Origin of the sequence: Herbaspirillum sp. (assembly GCF_035644555.1) — a bacterium.
GTDB lineage: Bacteria > Pseudomonadota > Gammaproteobacteria > Burkholderiales > Burkholderiaceae_D > Herbaspirillum.
The window spans coordinates 38,917-64,782 of record NZ_DASQOH010000064.1; the positions used below are offsets into that span (position 1 = coordinate 38,917).

29 protein-coding genes are annotated in these 25,866 nt (G+C 64.6%); 24 read left to right on the plus strand and 5 right to left on the minus strand.

The annotated features are described in order from the left end of the window. Nucleotides 1–7 precede the first annotated feature (7 nt). From ssuD to VE092_RS17900, 10 genes are all read left to right on the plus strand, one after another. Nucleotides 8–1,174 (plus strand): FMNH2-dependent alkanesulfonate monooxygenase, encoded by a 1,167-nt coding sequence (gene ssuD / locus VE092_RS17855; protein ID WP_324879064.1) that lies wholly within the window; start codon nucleotides 8–10, stop codon nucleotides 1,172–1,174. A gap of 7 nt (nucleotides 1,175–1,181) precedes the next feature. Further along, complete coding sequence (ssuC, locus tag VE092_RS17860) at nucleotides 1,182–2,051, plus strand: aliphatic sulfonate ABC transporter permease SsuC (RefSeq protein WP_324879066.1); 870 nt, start codon at nucleotides 1,182–1,184, stop codon at nucleotides 2,049–2,051. A gap of 20 nt (nucleotides 2,052–2,071) precedes the next feature. Beyond that, nucleotides 2,072–2,905, plus strand: a complete 834-nt coding sequence (locus tag VE092_RS17865) for an ATP-binding cassette domain-containing protein (protein ID WP_324879068.1) — start codon at nucleotides 2,072–2,074, stop codon at nucleotides 2,903–2,905. Between the two features lie 92 nt (nucleotides 2,906–2,997). Then, entirely contained in the window at nucleotides 2,998–3,213 is a 216-nt protein-coding gene (locus VE092_RS17870; RefSeq protein ID WP_006464491.1) for a TOBE domain-containing protein, read from the plus strand. 63 nt (nucleotides 3,214–3,276) lie between these two features. Beyond that, nucleotides 3,277–4,122 (plus strand): EAL domain-containing protein, encoded by an 846-nt coding sequence (locus VE092_RS17875; RefSeq protein ID WP_324879071.1) that lies wholly within the window; start codon nucleotides 3,277–3,279, stop codon nucleotides 4,120–4,122. A gap of 40 nt (nucleotides 4,123–4,162) precedes the next feature. Next, on the plus strand, nucleotides 4,163–4,741 hold the full coding sequence (locus VE092_RS17880) for an RBBP9/YdeN family alpha/beta hydrolase (RefSeq protein WP_006464493.1): 579 nt from the start codon (nucleotides 4,163–4,165) through the stop codon (nucleotides 4,739–4,741). Between the two features lie 159 nt (nucleotides 4,742–4,900). Then, the gene (cysT, locus tag VE092_RS17885; protein ID WP_324879074.1) at nucleotides 4,901–5,791 is read left to right on the plus strand and encodes a sulfate ABC transporter permease subunit CysT; all 891 of its coding nucleotides are present in this window, start codon (nucleotides 4,901–4,903) and stop codon (nucleotides 5,789–5,791) included. Between the two features lies 1 nt (nucleotide 5,792). Further along, nucleotides 5,793–6,692, plus strand: coding sequence for a sulfate ABC transporter permease subunit CysW (gene cysW, locus VE092_RS17890; RefSeq protein ID WP_324879076.1), 900 nt, complete (start codon nucleotides 5,793–5,795; stop codon nucleotides 6,690–6,692). 9 nt (nucleotides 6,693–6,701) lie between these two features. Further along, the gene (locus tag VE092_RS17895; RefSeq protein ID WP_324879078.1) at nucleotides 6,702–7,781 is read left to right on the plus strand and encodes a sulfate ABC transporter ATP-binding protein; all 1,080 of its coding nucleotides are present in this window, start codon (nucleotides 6,702–6,704) and stop codon (nucleotides 7,779–7,781) included. Beyond that, nucleotides 7,778–8,707, plus strand: a complete 930-nt coding sequence (locus VE092_RS17900; RefSeq protein WP_324879080.1) for a CysB family HTH-type transcriptional regulator — start codon at nucleotides 7,778–7,780, stop codon at nucleotides 8,705–8,707. The genes VE092_RS17895 and VE092_RS17900 overlap by 4 nt, the downstream gene beginning before the upstream one ends. Nucleotides 8,708–8,764: 57 nt before the next feature. Here the strand turns inward: VE092_RS17900 and VE092_RS17905 are convergent, their stop codons facing one another. The 3 genes from VE092_RS17905 to VE092_RS17915 all read right to left on the minus strand — a co-directional run bounded on the left by VE092_RS17905 (nucleotide 8,765) and on the right by VE092_RS17915 (nucleotide 10,595). Continuing rightward, the gene (locus VE092_RS17905) at nucleotides 8,765–9,241 is read right to left on the minus strand and encodes a GNAT family N-acetyltransferase (RefSeq protein ID WP_324879082.1); all 477 of its coding nucleotides are present in this window, start codon (nucleotides 9,239–9,241) and stop codon (nucleotides 8,765–8,767) included. Between the two features lie 147 nt (nucleotides 9,242–9,388). Next, the gene (locus tag VE092_RS17910; protein WP_324879084.1) at nucleotides 9,389–9,583 is read right to left on the minus strand and encodes a hypothetical protein; all 195 of its coding nucleotides are present in this window, start codon (nucleotides 9,581–9,583) and stop codon (nucleotides 9,389–9,391) included. Nucleotides 9,584–9,731: 148 nt separating this feature from the next. Next, the gene (locus VE092_RS17915) at nucleotides 9,732–10,595 is read right to left on the minus strand and encodes a M15 family metallopeptidase (RefSeq protein ID WP_324879086.1); all 864 of its coding nucleotides are present in this window, start codon (nucleotides 10,593–10,595) and stop codon (nucleotides 9,732–9,734) included. 207 nt (nucleotides 10,596–10,802) lie between these two features. Between VE092_RS17915 and VE092_RS17920 the strand changes: the two genes are divergently transcribed. Beyond that, nucleotides 10,803–11,084 carry a hypothetical protein gene (locus VE092_RS17920; protein ID WP_324879088.1) on the plus strand — a complete coding sequence of 94 codons (282 nt, stop codon included), beginning with the start codon at nucleotides 10,803–10,805 and terminating at the stop codon, nucleotides 11,082–11,084. 351 nt (nucleotides 11,085–11,435) lie between these two features. Here VE092_RS17920 and VE092_RS17925 read toward each other — a convergent pair whose 3' ends face one another. Further along, nucleotides 11,436–12,233 carry a phosphodiester glycosidase family protein gene (locus VE092_RS17925; protein WP_324879089.1) on the minus strand — a complete coding sequence of 266 codons (798 nt, stop codon included), beginning with the start codon at nucleotides 12,231–12,233 and terminating at the stop codon, nucleotides 11,436–11,438. A gap of 413 nt (nucleotides 12,234–12,646) precedes the next feature. Here VE092_RS17925 and VE092_RS17930 point away from each other — a divergent pair, with 413 nt between their 5' ends. The 6 genes from VE092_RS17930 to VE092_RS17955 all read left to right on the plus strand — a co-directional run bounded on the left by VE092_RS17930 (nucleotide 12,647) and on the right by VE092_RS17955 (nucleotide 18,591). Then, nucleotides 12,647–13,768 (plus strand): branched-chain amino acid ABC transporter substrate-binding protein, encoded by a 1,122-nt coding sequence (locus VE092_RS17930; RefSeq protein WP_077235111.1) that lies wholly within the window; start codon nucleotides 12,647–12,649, stop codon nucleotides 13,766–13,768. A 103-nt stretch (nucleotides 13,769–13,871) separates the two neighbouring features. Further along, a complete protein-coding gene (gene livH, locus VE092_RS17935) occupies nucleotides 13,872–14,798 on the plus strand; it encodes a high-affinity branched-chain amino acid ABC transporter permease LivH (RefSeq protein WP_006464506.1) in 927 nt (308 codons plus the stop codon). A 43-nt stretch (nucleotides 14,799–14,841) separates the two neighbouring features. After that, nucleotides 14,842–16,068, plus strand: a complete 1,227-nt coding sequence (locus VE092_RS17940; RefSeq protein WP_324879094.1) for a high-affinity branched-chain amino acid ABC transporter permease LivM — start codon at nucleotides 14,842–14,844, stop codon at nucleotides 16,066–16,068. Then, nucleotides 16,065–16,841 carry a high-affinity branched-chain amino acid ABC transporter ATP-binding protein LivG gene (livG, locus tag VE092_RS17945; RefSeq protein WP_324879096.1) on the plus strand — a complete coding sequence of 259 codons (777 nt, stop codon included), beginning with the start codon at nucleotides 16,065–16,067 and terminating at the stop codon, nucleotides 16,839–16,841. The genes VE092_RS17940 and livG overlap by 4 nt, the downstream gene beginning before the upstream one ends. After that, nucleotides 16,841–17,545 carry an ABC transporter ATP-binding protein gene (locus tag VE092_RS17950; RefSeq protein WP_324879197.1) on the plus strand — a complete coding sequence of 235 codons (705 nt, stop codon included), beginning with the start codon at nucleotides 16,841–16,843 and terminating at the stop codon, nucleotides 17,543–17,545. Before livG ends, VE092_RS17950 begins: the two co-directional genes overlap by 1 nt. Nucleotides 17,546–17,751: 206 nt before the next feature. Next, a complete protein-coding gene (locus VE092_RS17955) occupies nucleotides 17,752–18,591 on the plus strand; it encodes an ABC transporter substrate-binding protein (RefSeq protein ID WP_324879098.1) in 840 nt (279 codons plus the stop codon). A gap of 66 nt (nucleotides 18,592–18,657) precedes the next feature. On the opposite strand, the gene VE092_RS17960 is transcribed toward VE092_RS17955, so the two are convergent. Further along, a complete protein-coding gene (locus VE092_RS17960) occupies nucleotides 18,658–19,464 on the minus strand; it encodes an IclR family transcriptional regulator (RefSeq protein ID WP_324879100.1) in 807 nt (268 codons plus the stop codon). Between the two features lie 287 nt (nucleotides 19,465–19,751). Between VE092_RS17960 and VE092_RS17965 the strand changes: the two genes are divergently transcribed. From VE092_RS17965 to VE092_RS17995, 7 genes are all read left to right on the plus strand, one after another. Further along, on the plus strand, nucleotides 19,752–20,555 hold the full coding sequence (locus tag VE092_RS17965) for an ABC transporter substrate-binding protein (protein WP_324879102.1): 804 nt from the start codon (nucleotides 19,752–19,754) through the stop codon (nucleotides 20,553–20,555). Between the two features lie 133 nt (nucleotides 20,556–20,688). Then, on the plus strand, nucleotides 20,689–21,387 hold the full coding sequence (locus tag VE092_RS17970; RefSeq protein WP_006464513.1) for an amino acid ABC transporter permease: 699 nt from the start codon (nucleotides 20,689–20,691) through the stop codon (nucleotides 21,385–21,387). Between the two features lies 1 nt (nucleotide 21,388). Then, nucleotides 21,389–22,102 (plus strand): amino acid ABC transporter permease, encoded by a 714-nt coding sequence (locus tag VE092_RS17975; protein WP_324879104.1) that lies wholly within the window; start codon nucleotides 21,389–21,391, stop codon nucleotides 22,100–22,102. Further along, the gene (locus VE092_RS17980) at nucleotides 22,102–22,830 is read left to right on the plus strand and encodes an amino acid ABC transporter ATP-binding protein (protein ID WP_006464515.1); all 729 of its coding nucleotides are present in this window, start codon (nucleotides 22,102–22,104) and stop codon (nucleotides 22,828–22,830) included. Before VE092_RS17975 ends, VE092_RS17980 begins: the two co-directional genes overlap by 1 nt. A gap of 57 nt (nucleotides 22,831–22,887) precedes the next feature. Beyond that, entirely contained in the window at nucleotides 22,888–24,090 is a 1,203-nt protein-coding gene (locus VE092_RS17985) for a pyridoxal phosphate-dependent aminotransferase (RefSeq protein ID WP_324879107.1), read from the plus strand. A gap of 34 nt (nucleotides 24,091–24,124) precedes the next feature. Next, entirely contained in the window at nucleotides 24,125–24,823 is a 699-nt protein-coding gene (locus tag VE092_RS17990) for an RraA family protein (protein ID WP_324879109.1), read from the plus strand. Next, nucleotides 24,816–25,859: an amidohydrolase family protein gene (locus VE092_RS17995; RefSeq protein ID WP_324879111.1), complete on the plus strand. Its 1,044-nt coding sequence runs from the start codon at nucleotides 24,816–24,818 to the stop codon at nucleotides 25,857–25,859. The genes VE092_RS17990 and VE092_RS17995 overlap by 8 nt, the downstream gene beginning before the upstream one ends. Nucleotides 25,860–25,866 lie beyond the last annotated feature (7 nt).

The window sequence follows — 25,866 nt, forward strand, 5'->3', positions numbered from 1 at the left end:
GTCAAGCATGAACGTTTTCTGGTTTATCCCCACCCATGGCGACAGCCGCTACCTCGGTACCACCGAAGGCGCGCGCCCGGTCAGTCATGACTACATGAAGCAGGTCGCCGTGGCCGCCGACACGCTGGGCTACGACGGCGTGCTGCTGCCCACCGGCCGTTCCTGCGAAGACGCCTGGGTGGCCGCCGCCAGCCTGATCGATGCCACCCGCCGCCTGAAATTCCTGGTGGCGGTGCGCCCCGGCCTGACCGCGCCGACGCTGTCGGCACGCATGGCCGCCACCTTCGACCGCCTTTCCAATGGCCGCCTGCTGATCAACGTCGTCACTGGCGGCGACCCGGTAGAGCAGGAGAGCGATGGCATCTTCGGCAGCCACGCCGAGCGTTACGAGATTTCCGACGAGTTCCTCAAGATCTGGCGCGAGGTGCTGGCCAAGACCCATACCGGCGAAGAGACCCATTTCGAAGGCAAGCACCTGCGCGTCAAAGGCGCCAAGGCGCTCTATCCGCCCCTGCAGAAACCCTATCCGCCGCTGTACTTCGGCGGTTCCTCGGACGAGGCCATCGACCTGGCCGCCGAGCAGGTCGACGTCTACCTGACCTGGGGCGAACCACCGGCGGCCGTGGCCGAGAAGATCGCCCGCGTGCGCGAACGCGCCGCCCGCGCCGGTCGCACCCTGCGTTTCGGCATCCGCCTGCACGTGATCGTGCGCGAGACCAACGAAGCCGCCTGGCGCGCCGCCGATGAACTGATCAGCCGCCTGGACGACGAGACCATCGCCAAGGCCCAGGCCAATTTCGCCCGCATGGATTCGGAAGGGCAGCGTCGCATGGCGGCCCTGCACGGCGGCCGACGCGACAAGCTGGAAGTGAGCCCCAACCTGTGGGCCGGGGTCGGCCTGGTGCGCGGCGGTGCCGGTACCGCGCTGGTGGGCGATGGCCCCACGGTCGCCGAACGGCTCAAGGAATATGCAGCGCTGGGCATCGACACCTTCATCCTCTCGGGCTACCCGCACCTGGAAGAATCGTATCGCTTCGCCGAGCTGGTCTTCCCGCTGTTGCCACGTCCGCAGCGCGAGACCCTGCCGGGATTCAACCTGACCGGCCCCTTCGGCGAGATCGTCGGCAACACCGAGCTTCCCAAGGCCGCGCCGGTGCGCGTGTCGGCCAGTTGAGGCAGGCATGACGAGCGCATCCAATCCGCTGAACAGCGCTACCACCGGCGCCGCCAGTACGAGCAGCAGCACCAGCGCGTCCGCCGGCAAGGCCGCCCGTGCGGCTGGCCGCTCGCCGCGCAAGGCGCGTGGCGCCTGGGTGGGCTGGCTGTTGCCGGTGCTGCTGCTGGCGTGGTGGCAACTGGCCTCGCAGGCCGGCTGGCTGTCCAGTCGCATCCTGCCGGAACCGTTTGCGGTCCTGACGGCGGCCTGGAAACTGTCGGCCTCCGGTGAGCTGTGGCGTCACCTGGCCGTCTCCAGTGGTCGCGCGGCCTCGGGCTTTGCGGTCGGTGCCGGGTTGGGCCTGGTGCTGGGCCTGCTTTCCGGCAGCCTGCGCTCGGCCGAACTGCTGCTCGATACCACCTTGCAGATGGTGCGCAATATTCCGGCCCTGGCCTTGATCCCGCTGGTGATCCTGTGGTTCGGCATCGACGAGACAGCCAAGCTGTTCCTGGTCTCGGTGGGCGTGTTCTTCCCGGTCTATCTCAATACCTTCCACGGCATCCGCTCGGTGGACCAGGGCTTGATCGAGATGGCCAGGAGCTATGGCCTGTCGGGCTGGCCGCTGTATCGCGACGTGATCCTGCCGGGCGCCTTGCCATCCATCCTGGTCGGGCTGCGCTTCGCGCTGGGCCTGGTGTGGGTGTTGCTGATCGTGGCCGAGACCATCTCCGCCCAGGCCGGCATCGGCTACATGACCATGAATGCCCGCGAATTCCTGCAGACCGATGTGGTGCTGGTCGGCATCCTGCTCTATGCCTTGCTGGGCAAGCTGGCCGATACCGCTGCCCGTGCGCTGGAGCGCTTCTGGCTGCGCTGGCATCCGGGCTACCAATGAATTCGCATCAGGAGAACCGTATGCGTCACGACCAACAGGAAAATCAGGAGCTGGGCCGCGCTGCCGGTCGCGGCGTGGGCTTGAAGCTGCGCGCGGTGTCCAAGGCCTTCAGCGGTCGCACCGTGTTGCACGACATCGACCTGGACATCGCCCCCGGCGAATTCGTCGCCATCGTCGGTCGCAGTGGTTGCGGCAAGAGCACGCTGCTGCGCCTGGTGGCGCAACTGGATGCAGCCAGCGGCGGTGAGGTGGTCTATGAACACGATGCCGGCGGCGAACCCGAAGTGCGCATCATGTTCCAGGATGCGCGCCTGCTGCCCTGGAAGCGGGTGCAGGCCAATGTGGCGCTGGGGCTGCCCAGGCAGCACGCGCCGCTTGCCCTGCACGCCCTGCAGCAGGTCGGCCTGGAACAGCGCGCCGGTGAATGGCCGGCGGTGCTCTCGGGTGGCCAGCGGCAACGCGTGGCCCTGGCCCGGGCGCTGGTGCATGACCCGCAATTGCTGTTGCTGGACGAGCCGTTGGGTGCGCTGGACGCCCTGACCCGCATCGAGATGCAGGCCCTGATCGAATCGCTATGGCGCGAGCGCGGCTTCACCGCCTTGCTGGTGACCCACGACGTACAGGAAGCGGTCGCCCTGGCCGACCGCGTGCTGCTCATCGAAGACGGCCGGGTGACGCTGGATCAGCGCATCACGCTGGCCCGTCCGCGCTCACGCGGACAGGCGCAGTTTGCCGCGCTGGAAGAAGCCATCCTGGCGCGCGTGCTGCGCCATCCTGGCAGCGAGGCTGCCACGGCGCCGCTGGAAGCCGCTTTCGTTCCACGCGGCGTGCAGCAGGTGCAGTGGGCGGTCTGATCCACCGTCGAACCAAATCATTTCCACAGTCACGAGCATTTCAACCCATGCGGCGCGGCAGGTGCCGACGCCGTTTCCTCAAGGAGCAGAGCATGACCATTCAAGCGATCAACGTACGTAACCAGTTCAAGGGCAAGGTCAAGGCCATCATCGAAGGTTCGGTGGTGTCCGAGGTGGATGTCGAGACCCCGGCCGGTATCGTCACTTCCGTCATCACCACCCGTTCGGTCAAGGACCTGGGCCTGACCATCGGCAGCGAAGTCGTGGCGCTGGTCAAGGCCACCGAAGTGTCGATCGCCAAGCTGTGATCTTGTCCGGCCGCCCATCGGTCAATCTCGCCCGGGCGGCAACTTTTTCCAGGAGCAGGCCCGATGGCATATCAGGCTTTGGATGCTTACCTGGCGCGTCTGCAAGCCACCCAGTCGACCTCCTCCAAGGTCTGGCTGGATGAGCAGGGACGTGCCGCAGGGCGTTTCTTCAATACATCGCTGACCTCGGCCTTCCAGCCGGTGCGCAGCTTCGAACAGGGCAGCATCGTCGCATGTGAAGCCTTTGCCCGCAGTCATTCGGCGGTCGATGACGGACTCCATCTCTGGAAGCTGCTCGACCAGGCCGCCAGCGACGACGAATCGGTCGAGCTGGACCGCCTGTGCCGCATGCTGCACGCCATCAACTATTACCGTCAGGTCGGGCAGGGCGGCCTGGGCGATAGCGCCGCTCCCGAGCTGCATCTGTCGGTGCATGCGCGCCTGCTGGCCGCCGTCAACAACAACCATGGCGTGGCCTACCGCCGCATCCTGGCGGCACTGGAGTTACCGCACGAGCGCATCGTGCTGCAATTGCCGGTGGTCACGCCCAACCAGCGCTGGCTGCTCAACTATGTGCTGGACAATTACCGCCGCAATGGCTTCCGCCTCGGGGTCTCGGCCAATAGCCCGCTGGAGGCGCTGGGCCTGCTGGACAAGATCAAGCCGGACCTGATCAAGGTCGATGCCCGCGAACTGCCCGATCCCGACAGCGTGGCCTTGCTCTTGCTGCGGGCGGCGGAGCAGGGCGTACGCATCTTCTTCAAGCGCGTCGAGAACCGCGAGGTCTTCGACAAGCTGAGCCAGTTCGGCCAGGCCCTGGCCCAGCCCATCCATGCCCAGGGTTATCTGTGGGACACCCCCGGTGCAAGACTGCCGGACCAGATATCGGGCATGCGCGATGCCGCTTGAGGCATACTCGGTCTTCCCTATCCTCAACAGCGAGGCCTGCATGAGTCTGTCGTCCCACGTTTCCCCGGCCCCGGCGCGGCTGTCCGATTTCCGCGTGCTGGTGGCGCCGGGCCTGTCCGATAGCGGCCCCGAGCACTGGCAGTCGCGCTGGCAACGCCTCTATCCGGCCTTCGAACGGGTGCAGCAGGACGACTGGGAAACCCCCGACCTGCCGGCCTGGTCGCAGCGCCTGGGCGAAGTGCTGGCGCGCGATGGCCGACCGACCGTGATCGTGGCGCACAGCTTCGGTTGCCTGACCACCGTGCAGCGCACCGCAGCCCTGCTGGCCGAAGGGGGCTCGGCCCATCCCATCGTGGCGGCCCTGCTGGTGGCACCGGCCGATCCGGCCAAGTTCAGCGTGAGTTCGGCGGTACGCCACCGGCTGCCGTATCCGGCCCTGGTGGTCGGCAGCGACAACGACCCCTGGATGAGCGCCGACCGCGCCCGCCACTGGGCCGAGGCCTGGGGCGCACAGTTCCGCTCCATCGGCCCCCGCGGGCATATCAATTCCGAGTCCGGCCTGGGCGACTGGACGCAGGGCCAGCAATGGTTGCTGGAGTTGCTGGAGCAGATTCCCTGAGGCTTTTCCCGGCGCCGGGGCAGGGCGTAAAAAGACGGTTTTTGGTCGCTCTTTATGCGCTTTCCTTCTAAGGGCATGCAAAAAACTTCGTTCTCTTTATAACTATCGAATGCGATTATCGGTCACCTATAGTCGCATTTGTAATAAAAAGAGAACGACATGTCCGCTTCCCCTGTTTCCCTGGCGGCCCCCCGGGCCGCTCCGGTGGCCGCTTCCGGCGGGACCGGCCGGCGCGTATTGCCCGGTTTCCGATTGTCGCTGGGCTTCACCATCTTCTATCTGGCGCTGATCGTCCTGATCCCGCTGTCGGCCTTGTTCCTGAAGACCTTCACGCTGACCTGGGGCGGTTTCATCGATGCCGTGACCTCGCCTCGGGTGATGGCGTCCTATCGCCTCAGCTTCGGGGCCTCCCTGATCGGTGCTTTCCTGAACGTGATCTTCGGCGGCATCGTGGCCTGGGTGCTGGTGCGCTACCGCTTCCCGGGCAAGCGCATCATCGACGCTCTGGTCGATCTGCCATTTGCCCTGCCCACGGCCGTGGCCGGCATCGCCCTGACCACCCTGTATTCGCAGAATGGCTGGCTGGGCAAGCTGCTCGCGCCGCTGGGCATCAAGGTCGCCTTCACCCCGCTGGGTGTGCTGGTGGCGCTGACCTTCATCGGCCTGCCGTTCGTGGTGCGCACCGTGCAACCGGTGCTGGAAGAGGCCGAGCGCGAGCTCGAAGAGGCCGCCGCCAGCCTGGGCGCCAACCGCTGGCAGACCTTCACCCGCGTGGTCTTCCCGACCATCCTGCCGGCGCTGCTGACCGGGTTTGCGCTGGCCTTCGCCCGTGCCTCCGGCGAATACGGCTCGGTGGTCTTCATCGCCGGCAACATGCCGATGGTGTCCGAGATCACGCCGCTGTTCATCGTCACCAAGCTGGAGCAGTACGACTACGCCGGCGCCACCGCCATCGCCATGGTGATGCTGCTGGTGTCCTTCGTCTTGCTGTTGACCATCAACCTGTTGCAAGCCTGGACCCGCAAGCGCGGCCGGGCGGAGAGGACCTGAGATGAGTGGCGCGCCTGTTTCCCTCGCCGGCCAGAACATCGCCCGCGGCGAGCCGCCGATCACCCCCGGAGCCACGCTGGAACCGTTGTGGGTGCGTGCCCTGTTGATCGGCATTGCCCTGGTGTTCCTGACGCTGTTCCTGTTCGTGCCGCTGGTGGCGGTGTTCTATGAAGCCTTGCGCAAGGGCTGGGATGTCTATGTGGCCTCCATCACCGAGGCCGACGCCTGGTCGGCCATCAAGCTGACCGTGATCACGGCGGCCATCGCCGTGCCGCTGAACCTGGTGTTTGGCGTGGCGGCGGCATGGGCCATCGCCAAGTTCGAGTTCCGTGGCAAGAACGTGCTGCTGACCCTGATCGACCTGCCGTTCTCGGTCTCGCCCGTGATCTCGGGCCTGATCTACGTGCTGCTGTTCGGCCTGCAAGGCTACCTCGGCCCCTGGCTGCGCGAACATGACATCAAGATCCTCTTCGCCGTGCCGGGCATCGTGCTGGCCACCATCTTCGTGACCTTCCCGTTCGTGGCGCGCGAGCTGATCCCGCTGATGCAGTCGCAAGGCAGCGAGGAAGAGGAGGCCGCGCTGGTGTTGGGCGCCTCCGGCTGGCGCACCTTCTGGCACGTGACCCTGCCCAATATCAAGTGGGGCCTGCTGTATGGCGTGATTCTCTGCAACGCCCGTGCCATGGGCGAGTTCGGCGCGGTATCGGTGGTCTCCGGCCACATCCGGGGCGAGACCAACACCATCCCGCTGCAGGTCGAAATCCTCTACAACGAATTCAACATCACCGGCGCCTTCGCCGTGGCCTCGCTGCTGGCTTTCCTGGCCCTGGTCACACTGGCCATCAAGAGTGTCATCGAGTGGCGGCTGCACCAGCAGCACAGCGCCAGCGAGCAAGTCTAAGGAGTTCTCATGAGCATCGAAGTCCATCACATCCAAAAGCGTTTCGGCAGCTTCACCGCACTCAACGACGTCTCGCTCAACTTCCCGGCCGGCGAACTGACCGCGCTGCTGGGGCCCTCGGGCTGTGGCAAGACCACGCTGTTGCGCATCATCGCCGGTCTGGAATCGCCTGACTCCGGCCAGGTGCTGCTGGATGGCGAAGACGCCTCGGCACGCCATGTGCGTGAGCGCCAGGTCGGGTTCGTGTTCCAGCACTACGCCCTGTTCAAGCACATGACCGTGTTCGCGAACATCGCCTTCGGCCTGCGCGTGAAGCCGCGCGCCCAGCGCCCCTCGGAAGCGGCCATCCGCGAGAAGGTCAAGAGCCTGCTGGAACTGGTGCAACTGGACTGGCTGGCCGACCGCTATCCGCCGCAACTCTCGGGCGGGCAGCGCCAGCGCATCGCCCTGGCGCGCGCACTGGCCGTCGAGCCCCGCGTGCTGCTGCTGGACGAACCCTTCGGCGCACTCGATGCCAAGGTGCGCAAGGAACTGCGCCGCTGGCTGCGACGCCTGCATGATGAATTGCATGTCACCAGCATCTTCGTCACCCACGACCAGGAAGAAGCATTGGAAGTGGCCGACCAGGTGGTGCTGATGAACAAGGGACAGGTGGAACAGATCGGCACGCCCGAAGCGGTCTACAACCATCCGGCCTCACCCTTCGTCTACGGCTTCCTGGGCAATGTGAACCTATTCCATGGTCGCCTGCACGAGGGCGTGCTGGACGCCGCCGGCGCCCGTTTCGAGGCGCCCGGCCATGACGATACCCGCGATGCTTCCGGCGTCGGTTACGTGCGGCCGCACGATCTGGATGTGGAACGTTACGCGCCCGGTGCCCAGGGCATCGTGGTGCAACTGCGCCGCGCCCATGCCATCGGCCCGCTGGCCCAGCTGGAACTGGAACGCGACGACAACGCCGAGCTCATCGAAGCCGTCATCCCCAACGAACGCTTTGCGCAGCTGGGACTGAAGCATGGCGACACCCTGGTGGTGCGCCCGCGCCGCCTGCAGGTGTTCGCCCAGCAGGAAGGAGGGACGGCACGATGAACTTCCAGCAACTGCGCTCCATCCGCGAAGCCGCCCGTTGCGGCTTCAACCTGACCGAAGTGGCCAATGTGCTGTTCACCTCGCAACCCGGCGTGAGTCGCCAGATTCGCGAGCTGGAAGAAGAACTGGGCGTGGAAATCTTCGAACGCAACGGCAAGCGTCTCACCGGCCTGACCGAGCCCGGCAAGGGCATCCTGGGCATCGTCGAACGGCTGCTGCTGGAGGCCGAGAACCTGCGCCGCGCCAGCAAGGAATATGCCGGCGAGCAGAGCGGCACGCTCTCCATCGCCACCACCCACACCCAGGCCCGCTACGTGCTGCCGCGCATCGTGCAGGCCTTCCGTGACGCCTTTCCGCAGGTGCGCATCGCGCTCCAGCAGAGCGCGCCGGAACACATCGCCGAATGGGTCATCTCCGGCAAGGCCGACATCGGCATCGCCACCGAAGGCCTGTCGCAGTTCAAGGAACTGGTGTCCTTCCCCTGCTACACCTGGAGCCACGTGATCGTGGTGCCGAAGGGCCACCCGCTGCTGGGTCTGGAACAGGTGACCCTGGAAGACCTGGGGACCTGGCCCCTGATCACCTATGACGTCGGCTTTACCGGCCGGGGCCATATCGACGACGCCTTCCGACAGGCCGGCATCGAGCCCGACATCGTGCTCACCGCCATGGATTCGGACGTGATCCAGCAATACGTGTCGCTGGGCATGGGCGTGGGCCTGGTGGCCTCGATGGCGGTCGACCAGGGCAAGCACCAGGACATGGTCGCCATCCATGCGGCGCACCTGTTCAAGGCCAACATCGCCCGACTGGCGGTGCGCCGAGGCGCCTACCTGCGCGGTTATGCGCTGGACTTCATCCAGCAGTTCGCCCCCGAGCTCAAGCGCGCCGACATCGTCGCGGCGCTCAATGAGGCCAGTGTCTGAGGCCAGTATCTGAGGCCAGTATCTGAAGCCAATACCCAGACCTGAACGCAGACGCGCCTACAGGTTCTTGCGATAGACGATGAAGCCGGAATCGATGGCCAGCGTGTCATAGAGCCGGCGCGCCGTCGCATTGCCGTGGTGGGTATGCCAGTAGACGCGTTCGGCACCATCAGCAGCCGCACGGCGGTAGAGCTCTTCGATCAGCGCACGCCCCACGCCGCGTCCGCGCGCGGCTTCGGTGGTGAACAGATCCTGCAGATAGCAGGTCGGGCCGATCAGGACGGTATTGCGGTGGTAGATGTAATGCGCCAGGCCCAGCAGCCTGCCGTCGGCTTCGGCCACCAGCGCATGGACCGGCTCGCCGGCATCGTGGATGCGCGCCCAGGTGGCCTGGGTGACCGTCAGGGGCAGGGCGGTGGCGCCGCTGCGACCGTAGAAGGCGTTGTAGTCATCCCACAGGATCTTCCATTGCGGGTAGTCGTCGTGGCGCGCGCCGCGAATCTGCAGCGCGCTCTCAGGGGCTTGCTCGGGCATCGGGTCTCCAGGGCGCCGGTCGGGCGCGTGAAGCCGCAGTATAGCCTTGCGCTGACAAATCAAAAGGCCGGAGGAAGTAGGTACAGCCCTACGTCCTCCGGCCTTTTTCATGGGCGGTTCGCCCACGGTGATGCGTGGATCTCGATGTCAGACCGTGCGGGTCGGCGTCGTGGTGAAGGTGTCGGTGCTGCTGGGCTGGGTGCTGGCAGCCTGCGCCACCTGGGCGGACTGACCGGCCGCATTGAGGATGTCGTTGAAATTGACGGCCGGCTTCTTCGGCGTTTGCTGCGTGTTGGCTGGCGTATTGCCGTGGTAGATGGAAGAAATGGAATTGATCGACATGCGTGCACTCCTGATTAAGGCTGTCCCCCCGGGCGAGCGCCCAGACCGATGTTGCCGGGGCAGTATAGGCGCGTGATGGCGCGCTGCTGCGCCGGTTTACCCAAACTTGCGCATCTTTACCTGTGCCGGCTGGCGGCGTCGGACCGCTTCATTTGCGCAGGCGTGCCGCGCACTGGTCGCGCAGGGTGGTGTCTTCCGCCGTGTCGTCGTCGCTGGTGGCGGCTGTCTGTGCACCCGGTGCACCCGGATGCGCGCACCGGCGATAGGCCGCCACATAACGCTCGAACTCGACCCGCGCCTGCGCCCTGGGCAGGCTGGCCAGGCGGACGATGAAGCCACGGCTGCCGATCTCGAAGTGCTGGTAGTCGATGGGTTGCTTCCACTGGCCACCCCAGACCAGGAAGCCGTGATCGTAGAACACGCTCACCACTTCCTCGGCCATGCCGGCTTGCGCGGGTGTGCGCTGCAGGTAGCTGCTGCCCTTGGGCGGAAGCACTTCCTGCGCGCTGCTGCCGGCCTGGCTGACATAGGGGTTCTGCAGGGGATTGATGTCGATGGCGGCGCCATAGGCATGCTTGGACCAGCCACCGCCGCCGGTCATGGGCCGACCGTTGAAGGCGGAACTGTTATTGGCGGCCATGGAGCGCTGGTCATCGCCATCGAACTCTTCCAGTGCGCGTGCGCCGGCCAGCGGGAAAGAGCGCAACAGCAGTTCGCCGAACAGCGACTCCACTTGCGGCGCTACCGCATCCAGCACCACCACCACGCCCTGGCGGGTGGCGCCGTCGAAGTCGGTGTAGTCGAAGCTGACCCGGGACAGGCGCGCACAGGGGACCGGATTGGCGGCCGTGATGACCTTGCGCGCCTTCATGTCGGCACACTGCGCCGGCGAGACAGGTGTGATGTCGGCATGGGCCGCAGACATCATGGACAAGCCTGCGAGCAGGGCGGTGATCACGGCAATCCCGCGGCCAGGGGAGGGCGGCAGGAAGAGGGCGGGCAAGGTCTTCATAGGCGGCGATGATACGGGTTTTCAGATAAAAAAGTGTTGCCTTTTGATTCACATTGCCTGCGATGGCTGACATCAAGATGCGCCATTTTCTGACAGCCCGCAGCCGCCGGAGCGGGAATAATCCGTATCCAGAAACAGTCGAACTTCGGCAAAGAAGCATCTGGCCGAATGTCGGCACATCCCATCAACAACCTTTGGAGGCAAAACATGCAGATTCGTCACACCCTCTTGGCTGCCGCCGTCTTTACTGCCGTGCTCGCCGGCTGCAACAAGCGCGACGAAGCGCCCGCCACGCCGGCCGCCACCCCGCCGGCCGCATCGGAACCGGCTCCGGCCACCACCACCCCGACCACACCGGCACCGGCTGACTCCGGCTCGACCGCCACCCCGGCGACCCCGACCCCGACCACGCCGTCGGATTCCTCGGCCACCAGCCCGAGCACGCCGCCTGCGCCCACGGGCGACACCGCCGGTGGCGAGAAGAAGTAAGCACAGCATTCAAGCGCCAGCCTTCGCATAACAAGAGCCAGACAAGAACGGCAACAGCCGCACCATCATCCCGCAGTGGGAACAGCACTGCATGCGCCGCGTCAGGCAACTGACGCGGCGCTTTCTTTTGAGGTACGGCAGTGAGAGGGTAGTGAAAGGGACAGGGCGCGACGGGCAGGGCGAGATGGACCCATGGGGCAGGCCGTGCTGCCTCCTTGGGAGGGCGTCAAAATCTTTCCGAACTTTTTTTTGCGGCCCGCAGTCGTACAGGTGGTTGAACTGTTCCTTCAACCTCCCTCTTGATAGGGAACTTGCCCGCAGTTTATTGGCTGCGGGCTTTTTTTTCGCCGCTCACTTTGCGCCGTGCGGCTTGACCACCGCGATCATGGCGCCGAAAGCCGGCCCCATATTGGCTTCCAGCGTGGGGTACATACGCGAGATGCTGCCGTCCAGATAAAGGGCGTCGCTACACTTCAGTTCGTCGCGCAAAAAACTGGCGAAGTCATGGAAGCTGATCGGATTGCGCGCAATGGCCAGCGTGACCACCCCGCCTGCGTCCAGGCAGGCGGCATTGCGCACCACCGTATTGGCCGAATCGGGATCGAAGCGCGGGTTGATCTTGCCATCCACGATCAGCAGCGGCCCCGATTGCGTGGCATAGCGTGCCACCGAATTCCACAGCCCCAGCTCGGCCTCGTAGTCCGAGGTCTCCACGATATAGGCCTGGCGGTCGCTCAGGACGAATACCCCGTTCGGTTGCAGATAGAAGTTGCCGTAGGCGTTCTTGCGCGTATTGAGGCGGCGCAGTTGCGTGCCGCCTTCCACATACAGGCCCAGCGGCTGCAGTTGCTTGTCGTAGATGCCGGCATTGGTGGCGCACACCATGTCCAGTCCCTGGCTGCGCAGATGGGCATCGAGCCGCAGGAAATTGCCCAGCGGCGCGCCGCTGCTGTCCTTCCAGTACATGCGGATGCTGTCGGTACGGGGATCGGCGCGGCAGGTGCTGATGAAGACCTGGTGATACTGGTATTGCCGGATGTCGGCCGCGCCGGCCGGGCGCGGGACGAACAGCGCGGCCAGCAGGATGACTGCCAGGATCGGCAGGGCCAGCAGGCGTAACTGGGGAGAGCGGGAGAGAAAATGAAGCATCGAAACCGGGTCTTGTGCTGCGGGAAAACGCAGGGCGAGGCGGTATTGTAATGGCGGCCAGTCAGGTATGCCACCGGTTTCCCTGGATCGGCCGCAGAGCGGCCACCAGCGTGGCTTTGCGCGCCTCGCACCGAAATCGCTCATGCTGCGGTGCGAGCCTGCACCAAATTTAGGAAAATGAAGAAAAGCAGCATGAAATGTGCGAGAAATCGAATTTAGCAGGGTAAAAATGACGGACTATCGCCAATTCTCAAAAAAAAGTTGCCCTTCACGACGAGGGTGTTACACTCTGCCCCCATGCTTCGGCCGGCCCCCGGAATTATCAGGGCCAGAGAACCGGAGCCCTACGCGCGCCGGCCTGCTGGCCAGGTAACGGCGCCTCTTGAATCCGTTCCATCCTGGAGGAAACGTCAATGAAATCTGCAAGCCGTCTGACCAAGATCGCCCTGGCCGCCGCCACCTTTGCCGCCTTTGCCGGCGTGGCGCATGCCGAGACCGTCAAGATCGCCATCGCCGGTCCCCTGACCGGTGCCGTGGCCCAGTACGGCGACATGGTCAAGGCCGGTGCCCTGACCGCGATCGAACAGATCAACGCCGCCGGTGGCGCCAATGGCAACAAGTTCGAAGCCGTGATGATGGACGACGCCTGCGAACCCAAGCAAGCCGTGGCCGTGGCCAACAAGATCGTCAGCCAGGGCATCAAGTACGTGATCGGTCACGTCTGCTCCGGCTCCACCATCCCGGCCTCCGACATCTATGAAAACGAAGGCGTGGTGATGATCACCCCCTCGGCCACCGCGCCCCAGCTGACCGAAGCCAAGCCGCACAAGTTCATCTTCCGCACCATCGGTCGCGATGACCAGCAGGGTCCGGCTGCCGCCCGCTACGTGATCGAAAAGCTCAAGCCCAAGAAGGTCGCCGTGCTGCACGACAAGCAGTCCTACGGCCAGGGTGTGGCTTCCTCGGTCAAGGGCGCACTGGACGCGGCCAAGGTGCCGGTGGTGCTGTTCGAAGGCATCAATGCCGGTGACAGCGACTACTCCGCCATCGTCACCAAGCTCAAGTCGCAGGGCGTGGACTTCGTCTACTTTGGAGGCTACCACCCGGAAATGGGCCTGATCATGCGCCAGGCGCGTGAGCAGGGCGTCAAGGCCGTGTTCATGGGCCCCGAAGGCGTGGGCAACAAGGACATCACCGCGATTGCCGGCCCGGCTTCCGAAGGCATGCTGGTGACCCTGCCGGCCGACTTCGCCGCCGACCCGGCCAATGCTGCCCTGGTCAAGGCCTTTGCCGCCGCCAAGCGCGACGCCAACGGTCCGTTCCAGATGCCGGCCTATTCCGGCGTGAAGATCATTGCCGACGCCATCACCGGCGCCAAGTCCACCGATCCGGAAAAGGTCGCGGCCTACATCCACGCCAACAGCTTCAAGACCCCCATCGGCAACGTCGAATACGACAAGAAGGGCGACCTGAAGTCCTTCAAGTTCGTGGTCTTCACCTGGCACAAGGACGCCACCAAGACCGAAGCCAAGTGATTCCCCGCGAATCGTTGGCATGACCGTCTGACCTGACGTCAAACAGCGAAATGCCCCACCGCGAAATTCTCGGATGGGGCATTTCCACTTCTGGACCCTCCACATGAATGAATTGCTCCCACAACTGACCCAGCAGCTCGTCAACGGGCTTTCGCTGGGCGCGATCTACGCCTTGATCGCCATCGGCTACACCATGGTCTACGGCATCATCGGCATGATCAACTTCGCCCACGGCGAGATCTACATGATCGCCTCCTACGTGGGCCTGGTGACGCTCACCGCCATCGGCGTGCAGTCCGGCTACCCCCTGCCGCTGCTGCTGGGTGGCGCGCTGATCGTGTCGGTGCTGGTCACCGGCCTGTATGGCTGGACCGTCGAGCGCGTGGCCTATCGCCCGCTGCGCGGCGGCCCGCGCCTGGTGCCGCTGATCTCGGCCATCGGCATGTCCATCTTCCTGCAGAACTATGTCCAGATCGGCCAGGGCGCGCGCGACATGTCGGTGCCGGTGCTGATCTCGGGCGCGCTGGAATTCCAGATGGGCAGCGACTTCACCGTCACCGTGCCGTATTCGCGCATGGTCATCGTCGGTGTCACGCTGCTGCTGATGGTGGCGCTCACGCTATTCATCGCGCGCTCGCGCATGGGCCGCGCCTGCCGCGCCTGCGCCGAGGACATGGGCATGGCCAACCTGCTGGGTATCGACACCAACAAGGTCATTTCCTTCACGTTTGTATTGGGTGCGATGCTGGCAGCGGTCGGCGGTGTGCTCATCGCGCTGACCATCGGCAAGCTCAATCCCTACATCGGCTTCATCGCCGGCATCAAGGCCTTCACGGCGGCGGTGCTGGGTGGTATCGGCAGCATTCCCGGCGCCATGCTGGGCGGCGTCCTGCTGGGCCTGGCCGAGACCTTTGCCGCCGGCTACCTGCCTTCGGAATACAAGGACGTGGTGTCCTTCGGCCTGCTGGTGCTGATCCTGCTGTTCCGTCCCACGGGCCTGTTGGGCAAGCCCGATATCGAAAAGGTCTGAGCGCAGCGCGCCTGACGGACAACGAATTATTCAAGGAGGCGTGATGCCTGAGACTTTCAAGAATGCCGTGGCGGCGGCGCTGGTGACCGCCGTACTGACCATCCCGCTGCTGGGCATGCAATTGCAGCTGGAAGGTTACCGGGTGGTGCTCAATACCCACTGGACCCCGGTGCTGGTGGCGGTGATTGCCGTGTTCCTGTTCCAGCTGGTCAAGCCGGCGCTGTCGCGCTCGGCCGCTGGCGTGAAGCTGCCGGCCCTGCCGCGCATGCAGCCGCGCCAGCAGCGCGCCGCCGTGATCATCCTGCTGATGGCGGCGCTGGTGTGGCCGTTCTTCGGTTCGCGCGGCTACGTGGACGTGATGACCCTGGCGCTGATCTACGTGGTGCTGGGCCTGGGCCTGAACATCGTGGTCGGCTTCGCCGGTCTGCTGGACCTGGGCTATGTCGGCTTCTACGCCGTGGGGGCCTATACCTATGCACTGCTGAACCAGTATGTCGGCCTCTCGTTCTGGGAGTGCCTGCCGCTGTCGGCGGCGGCTGCGGCGCTGTTCGGCTTCCTGCTGGGCTTCCCGGTGCTGCGCCTGCGCGGTGACTATCTGGCCATCGTCACGCTGGGCTTCGGCGAGATCATCCGCCTGCTGCTCAACAACATGACCAGCCTGACCGGCGGCCCGGATGGCGTGTCCGGCATCCCCAAGCCCACCGTGTTCGGCCTGGTGATGGCGCGCAATCCGCTGACCGAAGGCGGTACCACCTTCCACCAGGTGTTCGGTCTGTCCTACCAGGGTGGGCACATGGTGATCTTCCTGTACTTCCTGGCCTTGCTGATGGTGTTGTTCACCTACCTGGTCACCAGCCGCCTGCTGCGCATGCCCATGGGGCGCGCCTGGGAAGCCCTGCGCGAAGACGAGATCGCCTGCCGCTCGCTGGGCATCAACCCGACCAAGGTAAAGCTCTCGGCCTTCACGCTGGGCGCCGCCTTCGCCGGCCTGGCCGGTTCCTTCTTCGCCGCCCGCCAGGGACTGGTGACACCGGAATCCTTCACCTTCATCGAGTCCGCCCTGATCCTGGCCATCGTCGTGCTGGGTGGCATGGGTTCGCAGCTGGGCGTGATCCTGGCCGCCATCCTGCTGACCGTACTGCCGGAAGTGGCGCGCAGCTTTGCCGAATACCGCATGCTCATCTTCGGTCTGGTGATGGTGCTGATGATGATGTGGCGTCCGCAAGGACTGCTGCCTGCCACCCGTCCGCATGTGGAGCTGCCGCAATGAACCAACCTGTGAAAACCATGCTGGAAGTGTCCAGTCTGTCGATGCGCTTCGGCGGCCTGCTGGCGGTCGATGGCGTCTCGCTGTCGGTCAAGGAAGGTGAAGTCTTCGCCATCATCGGCCCCAACGGCGCCGGCAAGACCACCGTCTTCAATTGCATCAGTGGCTTCTACCAGCCGACCTCGGGCGAGATCGCGCTCGATGGCGTTTCCATCGCCCGCCGTCCCAGCCACCAGGTGGCACAGCAGGGACTGGTGCGCACCTTCCAGAACATCCGCCTCTTCAAGTCCATGACAGTGGTGGAAAACCTGCTGGTGGCGCAACACCAGCAGGTCAATACCAACCTGCTGGCGGGCCTCTTGAAGACCCCCGGCTACCGTCGTTCCGAGCAGGAGGCGCTGCAACGCGCCGCCTACTGGCTGGACCAGCTGGGCCTGACGGCACTGGCCAACCGCGAAGCCGGCACGCTCTCCTATGGCCTGCAGCGCCGGGTGGAGATCGCCCGCTGCATGATCACCCGGCCGCGCCTGCTGTTGCTGGACGAACCCGCCGCCGGCCTGAACCCGCAGGAAAAGCAGGAGCTCTCGCAACTGATCGACCGCCTGCGTCGCGAACATGGCGTGGCCGTGCTGCTGATCGAACACGACATGAGCCTCATCATGGGCATCTCCGACCGCATCCTCGTCATGGAGCACGGCAAGCCCATCGTCACCGGCACCCCGGACGAGGTGCGCAGCGACGAGCGCGTGATCAAGGCCTACCTGGGAGAAGAATGATGCTGCAGTTTGACAAGGTGCATACCCACTACGGCGCCATCGAGGCGCTGCACGGCGTATCGCTGAACGTGGAAAAGGGCGAGATCGTTACCCTGATCGGCGCCAACGGGGCCGGCAAGACCACGCTCTTGATGACGCTGTGCGGACGTCCGCGTGCCTCCAGCGGCCGCGTGATCTTCGAGGGGCAGGACATCACCGCATTGCCGACCCACGAGATCATGCGTCGCGGCCTGGCGATCTCGCCGGAAGGGCGGCGCGTCTTCCCCAGCCTGACCGTGCTGGAAAACCTCAAGATGGGCGCCTTCTTCGCCAGCAACGAGGCCATCGAAGAAGGCATCGAGTATGTCTTCGGACTGTTCCCGCGCCTGAAGGAACGTGCCGCCCAGCGTGCCGGCACCATGTCCGGCGGGGAGCAGCAGATGCTGGCCATCGGCCGTGCACTGATGAGCAAGCCGCGCCTGCTGTTGCTGGACGAGCCCACGCTGGGCCTGGCACCGCTGGTGATTGCGCAGATCTTCGAGATCATCCGCACCATCCGCGAAAGCGGCGTGACGGTGTTCCTGGTCGAGCAGAACGCCAACAAGGCACTGGGGGTGGCCGATCGCGGCTATGTGCTGGAGAACGGTCACGTGGTCATGTCGGATACCGGCGCCAACCTGTTGGCCAACAGCGACGTGCGCAAGGCTTATCTCGGCCACGGCTGAGCGCGTGCAGGCAGCTGCTCCGATGGCCTGCGACGGCCCGGTCGTCCGCCGACCGGGCCGTTTTTTCTGATGCAGGCAAGGGACATGTCATACCAGATCGCAGTGCCTGGCGGGTGTTTCTGGCGGTCCCCGCTGTCGCGGGACGTCGGCTGGAAGTGACATCCTGGATCGTTTCAGGCTATTCTCGACGCTCAATGAGGAAAAGCATGAAAATGATTTCGCAGCATATGAAGAAACTGGGCATGGGCAGCTTGCTGTTGGCCAGTGCCTGGCTTTTTCCGGCTGCGGCGCATGCCGACCGGCTGGCTGACATCCAGGCACGCGGCACCCTGGTCTGTGCCACGCTGGCCAATAATGAACCCCTCGGCTATCCCGATCCGCAGACCCGGCAGGTGGTCGGCTTCGATGTCGACATGTGTGCGGCGGTGGCGCGCAAGCTGGGCGTGCAGATGCAACAGAAGAGCGTGACCGTGGAAGCCCGTCTGCCGGCGCTGATCCATGGCGAAGCCGACCTGGTCTCGGCGGCGCTGGGTTACACCCGCGAACGGGCGCACCAGATCGATTTCACCGCCTCCCATTACCAGAACCCGATCAAGCTGATCGTGCAATCCGACTCCGGCCTGAACCTGGTATCGGACCTGGCCGACAAGCGCATCAGCGCCAATCGCAGCTCCACCCCGGAACAGGCCGCGCGCCGCGTACTGCCCAAGGCCACGGTCCTGGGCTTTGTCGATACTCCGCAGGCCTTCCTGGCGCTGGCGCAGGGCAAGGTGGACGCACTGGCCATTTCCATGCCGTCCGGCGTGCGCTTCGTCAACGAATCCACGGGACGCTTTCGCTTCGTGGAAGGCGCGCTGGCCTGGGAGCCCACCGCGCTGGGAGTGAAAAAGGGCGAACACCGGCTGCTGGCCGCCATCAATCAGGGTCTGATGGAGATGGAGAAGGAGGGCGAGATCGATGCCCTCTGGAGCCGCTGGTTCGGGCCCAAGACCAAGTTCAACATCCCCCGCGACAAGAAGCTCACGCCCATTGCCAGCCTGCGTTAGGGCCACCGGGCTGCTATCGTAAAAAAACGATGCCGCGGCATCGTTTTTTTATTCCTGTCACCGATGCTAGCCGTCCCCGGCCATGGCCTGTGCGGCCAGTGCCTCCTGGGCTGCGGCTTCGTCGAAGATATCGGCACTGACGGGCGACTGGTAGATCTGGGGTGAGGCACCCAGCCGCACCGACAGTTCCTGTGCCATCTGCAGCAGGGTGGCCCGCATGGCGCCACTGGCGGCCGGATCGAAACGCAAGGTCAGCCCGAAGATGGTCAGCGAACCCACCAGGGCATTGCCGGGACCGAACACCGGCGCCGACATCGACGACGACAGCGGATTGTTGATCCCCACCGAAATGCAGACATAGCGCCCACCCGAGCGCGCCGCATTGCCCGGTACCGAGAAGAAACGCAGTACCTGCGCACTGGAGGTCTGGTCGATCGGGAACAGGCTGCCCGCCTTGACGGTGGCCTTCACCGAGGCCGGGGTCTCGGCCGCATACAGGCATAGCCGCTGCTCCTGCTGGCGGATGTAGAAGGCCGTGCTTTCGCCGGTTTCGCGTACCAGTTTTTCCAGTGTCGGCACGATGAAGTCGGCATAGTCGAACCTGGCCTCGAAGGCCTTGCCCAACTGGTAGGCGCGCGGTCCCAGCTGGTAGGAATTGTCAGCACGTTGTACTACATAACCCGCCTTGATGAAGGACATCATGTAGCGGTGGATCACGCTCTTGAACAGTCCCGTGCGGGCTTCCAGCTCGGTCAGGCCGAACGGCTCGGGGGCATCGATGAAGGCGCTCAGGATGGCCAGGCTGCGTTCGGCGCCGAGCACGGTGCGGTCGGGTGCCGCATCCTTTTTATCGGGCTCATTCTCTTTTTTCATAAATCGACGTCGAATTTCGGAATGGGGCGAGGTTATCACCTTTTTCGATTGGCGCGGCGCACCAAAAAATCGCCTCCAGCGGTCTTCTCTGCACCGCGGGCGGGAATCTGCATGCCCATTTCAGGGATTTTTGCACCGCCGCGATGCATCTCCTAAGTATCTGAAATATAAGGACAAATTGTGCTTGTTTAAAAATCATAATGCAATTATGATTTATTTCATCGATGTTCGTTGTTCAACCTGGGAAAGGATAGAAAATGACTTTGGGGCGCTTCAACAAGACCTGTATGGCAATCGCGGCTGCGGCCGTTTCGCTGGTGTTTTCCACGGCCGCGCACGCTGACCGCCTGGCCGATATCAAGGCGCGCGGCACCCTGGTGTGCGCCACCCTGACCAGCAGCGAACCCCTGGGCTTTCCCGATCCGGCCACGCGCCAGATCGTCGGCTTCGACGTCGACATGTGCAATGCGGTCGCCAAGCAGCTGGGAGTGAAGCTGGAACACAAGGGGGTCTCGGTGGAGGCACGTATTCCTGAACTGACGCTGGGCCGGGTCGACCTGGTGGTGGCCGCGCTGGGCTATACCAAGGAGCGCGCACAGCAGATCGATTTCACCGCTGCGCACTACCAGACGCCGATCAAGCTGATCGCCCACAGCAACGCCGGCTTCAACAAGGTCGAGGACCTGGCCGAAAAGCGCATCAGCGCCAACAAGGGTTCTACCCCTGAACTGTATGCCCGCCGCGTCCTGCCCAAGGCCACCATCCTGACCTTCCAGGACACCCCGGCCGCCTTCCTGGCACTGGCCCAGAACAAGGTGCAGGGGCTGGCGCTGTCGCAGCCTTCGGGCATCCGCTTCGTCAACGAATCCGAGGGCAAGTACAAGTTCCTCAATGGCGAACTGGCCTGGGAACCGACCGCCATGGGCGTGAAGAAGGATGAGCCGGCCCTGCTGGCCGCCGTCAACGACGCCCTCGAAAAACTGGAAAAGAGTGGCGAGACCGACGCCCTCTGGAACAAGTGGTTCGGCCCCAATACCAAGTTCAACATCCCGCGCGAGAAGAAGCTCACGCCGATCTCTGCCTTCCAATAAGCCCTTCACTCAAGCCTTCGTTCCCGCTGCAACGAGGATCACGCGCACCGGCCCGGCCGGTGCGTGCGGGACCGGCTTACCCTTCGCCTGGCGATTTTCCTGCGCCAGGCTGTTCTAGCAAGGAAGCGCTCACATGCTCAATCTTGATTTCGGCGCGGTGTTGCATGGCCAGTACCTGCACTGGCTTATCGGCGGCGCCTTCACCACGCTGTGGCTGTTCGCGGCGGCCTGGGTCTGCGCCTTTCTGCTGGCGGTGCTGCTGGTGGGCCTGCGCACCCTGGCGCTGCCGCCGCTGGAGTGGCTCATCGCCGGCTACGTCAACTACCACCGCAACGTGCCGGGACTGGTACAGATCTTCGTCTGGTATTTCGGCATCCCCGAACTGCTGCCCGCCTGGATCACCGACTTCATCAACAACCACAACGGCGAATTCATCTTTGCCCTGATCGCGCTGTCGCTCAACAGTGCCGCCTATATGTCGGAAGACCTGCGCAGCGGCATGCGCTCGGTGGCGGCCACGCAGATGGAGGCGGCGCGCGCGCTGGGGCTGTCCTATCTGCAATCGATGCGCGACGTGCTGCTGCCGCAGGCCATCCGCATCTCGGTGCCGCCCCTGGTGAACCAGTCGCTGTCGCTGTTCAAGTCCACCAGCCTGGCCATGGCCATCGGCGTGGCCGAGATGACCTACGCCAGCCGCCAGATCGAAAACGAAACCTATCGCACCTTCGAAACCTTTGCCCTGGCCTCGGCCTTCTACCTGCTGATGTCGTGGTCGATCATGGCCATCGGTGGCTGGTACAACGGCCGCCATCTGAAAGTGAAGGGGCGCTGACATGCACGCTATCCTCGATATCTTCGACATCCTCCGCACCTACGGCCTGCAGCTGCTGATCGGCGAATTCCCGCATGGTCCTCTCGGCGGGCTCTCCCTGACCCTGATCCTGGCCGTCACCGGCCTGGTCTGCGCCTTCCCGCTGGCGGTGCTGTTCGGCATCGCCCGTACCAGCACTGTGCGCTGGGTGGCCTGGCCGGCCGGCGCCATCGTGCATACCCTGCGCGGGCTGCCGGTGCTGATGCTGATCTTCTGGGCCTACTTCATCGTGCCGCTGTTGACCGGCAAGTCCATCTCCGGCACCACCACGGTGATCTGTGCGCTGGTGGCCTATGAGACCGCCTTCCTGGGCGAGGTCATCAAGGCCGGCATCCAGGCCATTCCGCAAGGGCAGGTCGAGGCCTCGCGCTCGCTGGGCATGAGCTACTTCACCACGCTGCGCGAGGTGGTGCTGCCGCAGGCGCTGTTCAACATGATCCCCAGCATCCTCAACCAGCTGATCTCGCTGATCAAGAACACCTCGCTGGCCTACATCATCAGCGTCAACGAACTCACCTATGCGGCCTACCAGGTCAATGCGCAACTGCTGACCAAGCCCTTCCAGGTGTACTTCCTGCTGGCCATGACCTATTTCGTGCTGTGCTACCTGCTCAGTTCGCTGGTGGGGCTGGCCGAGCGCCGTATCAAGCTAAAACGTCAATTCAGGAGTCTCTGATGATCCGATTCAACAATGTGAACAAGTGGTACGGCGACTACCACGCCCTGCGCGGCGTCAACGAAGAAATCAAGCGTGGTGAAGTGGTGATCGTCTGTGGCCCCTCGGGCTCGGGCAAGTCGACCCTGATTCGCACCATCAACCGGCTCGAACCCATCAACGACGGTCACATCTACGTGGACGGCCAGGACGTGCACGGCAACGGAGTCGATATCAACCGCCTGCGCAGCCGCATCGGCTTCGTGTTCCAGTCCTTCAACCTGTTCCCGCACATGAGTGTGGAGCGCAACGTCATGCTGGCCACCATGCGGGTCTTGAAACTGTCCGAGAAAGCCGCCCGCGACAGCGCCATGGCCCTGCTGGAAAAGGTCGGCCTGGCCGGCAAGGCGCAGTCCTATCCCGGCCAGCTCTCGGGCGGCCAGCAGCAGCGTGTGGCGATTGCCCGCGCCCTGGCCATGAAGCCGCCGGTGATGCTGTTCGACGAACCGACCTCGGCGCTGGACCCGGAGATGGTGGGCGAGGTGCTGCAGGTGATGAAGCAGCTGGCCGCCGAGGGCATGACCATGGTGTGCGTCACCCACGAGATGGGCTTTGCCCGCGAAGTGGCCGACCGCCTCATCTTCATGGCCGATGGCCAGGTGCTGGAGCGCGCCACCCCGCAGGACTTCTTCGAGCGACCGCAGCATGAGCGCGCCCGCAAGTTCGTGGCCGACATCCGCCACGCCTGATCGCACCATCTCCCAAGATTTCCCCCGGATAGCCGGGATCAACAAGACGAGACCACCATGGCATTCATTTCCGATTCACTCTCCCGCATCAAGGCTTCGGCCACCATCGCCGTCACCCAGAAGGCGCGCGAACTGGCGGCCCAGGGCCGCAATGTGATCGCCCTCAGTTCGGGCCAGCCCGACTTCGACACCCCCGACAACATCAAAGAGGCCGCCTACGCTGCCATCGCCCGTGGCGAGACCCGCTATACGGCGGTGGCCGGCATCACCGAGCTGCGCGAAGCCGTGGTCGCCAAGTTCAAGCGCGAGAACCAGCTTGATTACAGCGTGGCCCAGACCATCATTTCCAACGGCGGCAAGCAGGTCATCGCCAATGCCCTGATGGCCACGGTCAATGCCGGCGACGAAGTCATCGTGCCGGCCCCTTACTGGGTCTCCTATCCGGAACTGGTGGCCCTGTGCGGCGGCCACGTGGTGTACGCCAAGACCACTCGCGAAGCGGGCTACAAGCTGCGCCCGGAAGCGCTGGAGGCTGCCATCACCCCGCGCACCAAGTGGCTGATGTTCAACTCGCCCTGCAACCCCAGCGGCGCGGCCTACACCCGTGCCGAGATCGAGGCGCTGGCCGAGGTGCTCAAGCGCCATCCGCAGGTCTGGATCCTCTCCGACGACATCTACGAACACCTGACCTACGGCGACTTCGAATTCACCACCCCGGCCCAGATCGCGCCCGAACTCTACGAGCGCACCCTGACCATGAACGGCGTCTCCAAGGCCTATGCCATGACCGGCTGGCGCATCGGCTACGCGGCCGGTCCGCTGGCACTGATCAAGGCCATGGAAAAGATCCAGGGCCAGCTGACCTCGGGCGCCAGCTCGGTCTCGCAATGGGCCGCGCTGGAGGCCCTGAATGGTCCGCAGGATTACATCCACGAGAGCCGCAAGGTATTCCAGGGCCGGCGCGACCTGGTGGTGTCGATGCTGAACCAGGCCGAGGGTCTGGATTGCCCGGTGCCGGAAGGCGCCTTCTATGTCTTCCCCTCCTGCGAGCGTGTGCTCGGCAAGCGCACCGAAGACGGCCAGGTCATCGGCAATGACGAGGACTTCGTCTCGGCCCTGTTGCAGGCCGAGGGCGTGGCGCTGGTGCATGGCAGCGCCTTCGGCCAGGGGCCGAACTTCCGCCTGTCCTATGCCGATTCCACCGAGCGCCTGCGTGAGGCTTGCGTGCGCGTGCAGCGCTTCTGCGCCAGCTTGCGCTGAATCTTTCACTATTTATTCTTGCAGGGAGAACACCATGTCAGCAGGATTCCGCATTCTTGAGCGCGTGCGCAAGGTCAGCGCGCAAGACGTCAAGAACTTCGCCGCCATCCCGGTGGCCAACATCAGCGATTCGATGGCACGCATGACCGCCGCCGGTGCGCGCCTGCGGCCACTGCATCGCGGCGGCAAGCTGGCCGGCGCCGCCATCACGGTGAAGTCGCGCCCGGGTGACAACCTGATGGTACACAAGGCCCTGGACCTGGCCGAGCCGGGCGACATCGTGGTGGTCGATGCCGGGGGCGACCTGTCCAACGCCATCATCGGCGAGCTGATGGTGGCGCATGCCATCCAGCGCGGCCTGGGCGGCATCGTCATCTACGGCGCGGTGCGCGACCTGGATGCCATCCAGGGCGGCAGCTTCCCGGTGTTCGCTGCTGGTGTGACGCATCGTGGCCCCTACAAGGATGGTCCGGGCGAGATCAATGTGCCCATCGCCATCGACGGCATGGTGATTGCCCCGGGTGACCTGGTGGTGGGCGACTACGACGGCCTGCTGTGCGTGGGCTATGACGACATCGCCGCCGTCTATGCCGCCGCCAAGGCCAAGAATGATGCCGAGGTGGCGCAGATGGCGGCCATCCAGGCCGGCACCAGCGACCGTGGCTGGATCGATGCGAGCCTGAAGCGACTGGGCTGCGAACAGATCGGCCAGCCGGTGTCGCGCCATGGCTGATGCCGCCGCCTCGCCGCACCTGCAGGTACGCCCCGACTGGCTGGCCCTGACGCAGGAAGCGGTGCTGGAGCCGGAGCTGCCCATCATCGACGCCCACCACCATCTGTGGGACCGCGCCGGCAACCGCTACCTGTTCGAGCAGTGGATGGCCGATCTGTCCAGCGGCCATCGCATCACCGAGACGGTGTTCGTGCAATGCCGTTCGATGTACCGGCAGGAGGGGCCGCAGGCCATGCAGCCGGTGGGCGAGGTGGAGTTCGTCAATGGCGTGGCGGCGCAATCGGCCAGCGGTCTCTACGGTCCGGTGCGCGCCTGCGCGGCCATCGTCGGCTTTGCCGACCTGATGCTGGGTGCCGACGTACAGGCTGTGGTCGAAGCCCTGCAGCAGGCCGGCAACGGCCGCCTGCGCGGCATCCGCAATACCACGGCCTGGCATGCCGATCCGTCCATCCGCAGCAACCCGCACCCGCCACCGCCCGGCCTGCTGGCGCAGGACAGGTTCCGCACCGGTGCGCGCCTGCTGGCGCGCTACGACCTGTCGCTGGACGTCTGGGCCTATCACACCCAGCTGGATGAAGTGCTGGCGCTGGCCCAGGCCTGCCCGGACACGCGCTTGGTCCTGGATCACTGCGGCGGCCCGCTCGGCGCCGGCCCCTACGCCGGCCAGCGCGAGGCGGCACGACGCGAGTGGGAGCGCGGCATGCGCGCCATCGCGGCCTTGCCCAATGTCTGGCTCAAGCTGGGTGGTCTGGGCATGCCCGTGGGCGGCTGGGATTTCCATCGTCAGGCCGCACCGCCGGATTCGATCCAGCTGGCGCAGGCCTGGCGACCGTATATCGACACCTGCATCGACCTCTTCGGTCCGCAGCGCTGCATGTTCGAGAGCAATTTCCCGGTGGACAAGGGCATGTTCGGTTATGTCAGCCTGTGGAATGCCTTCAAGCGGCTGACCGCTGACGTGTCCGCATCCGAGCGTACTGCGCTCTTCAGTGGTACCGCCCGGGAGGTCTACCGCATGCAGGAGGCAGGGCGGTGATAGCATA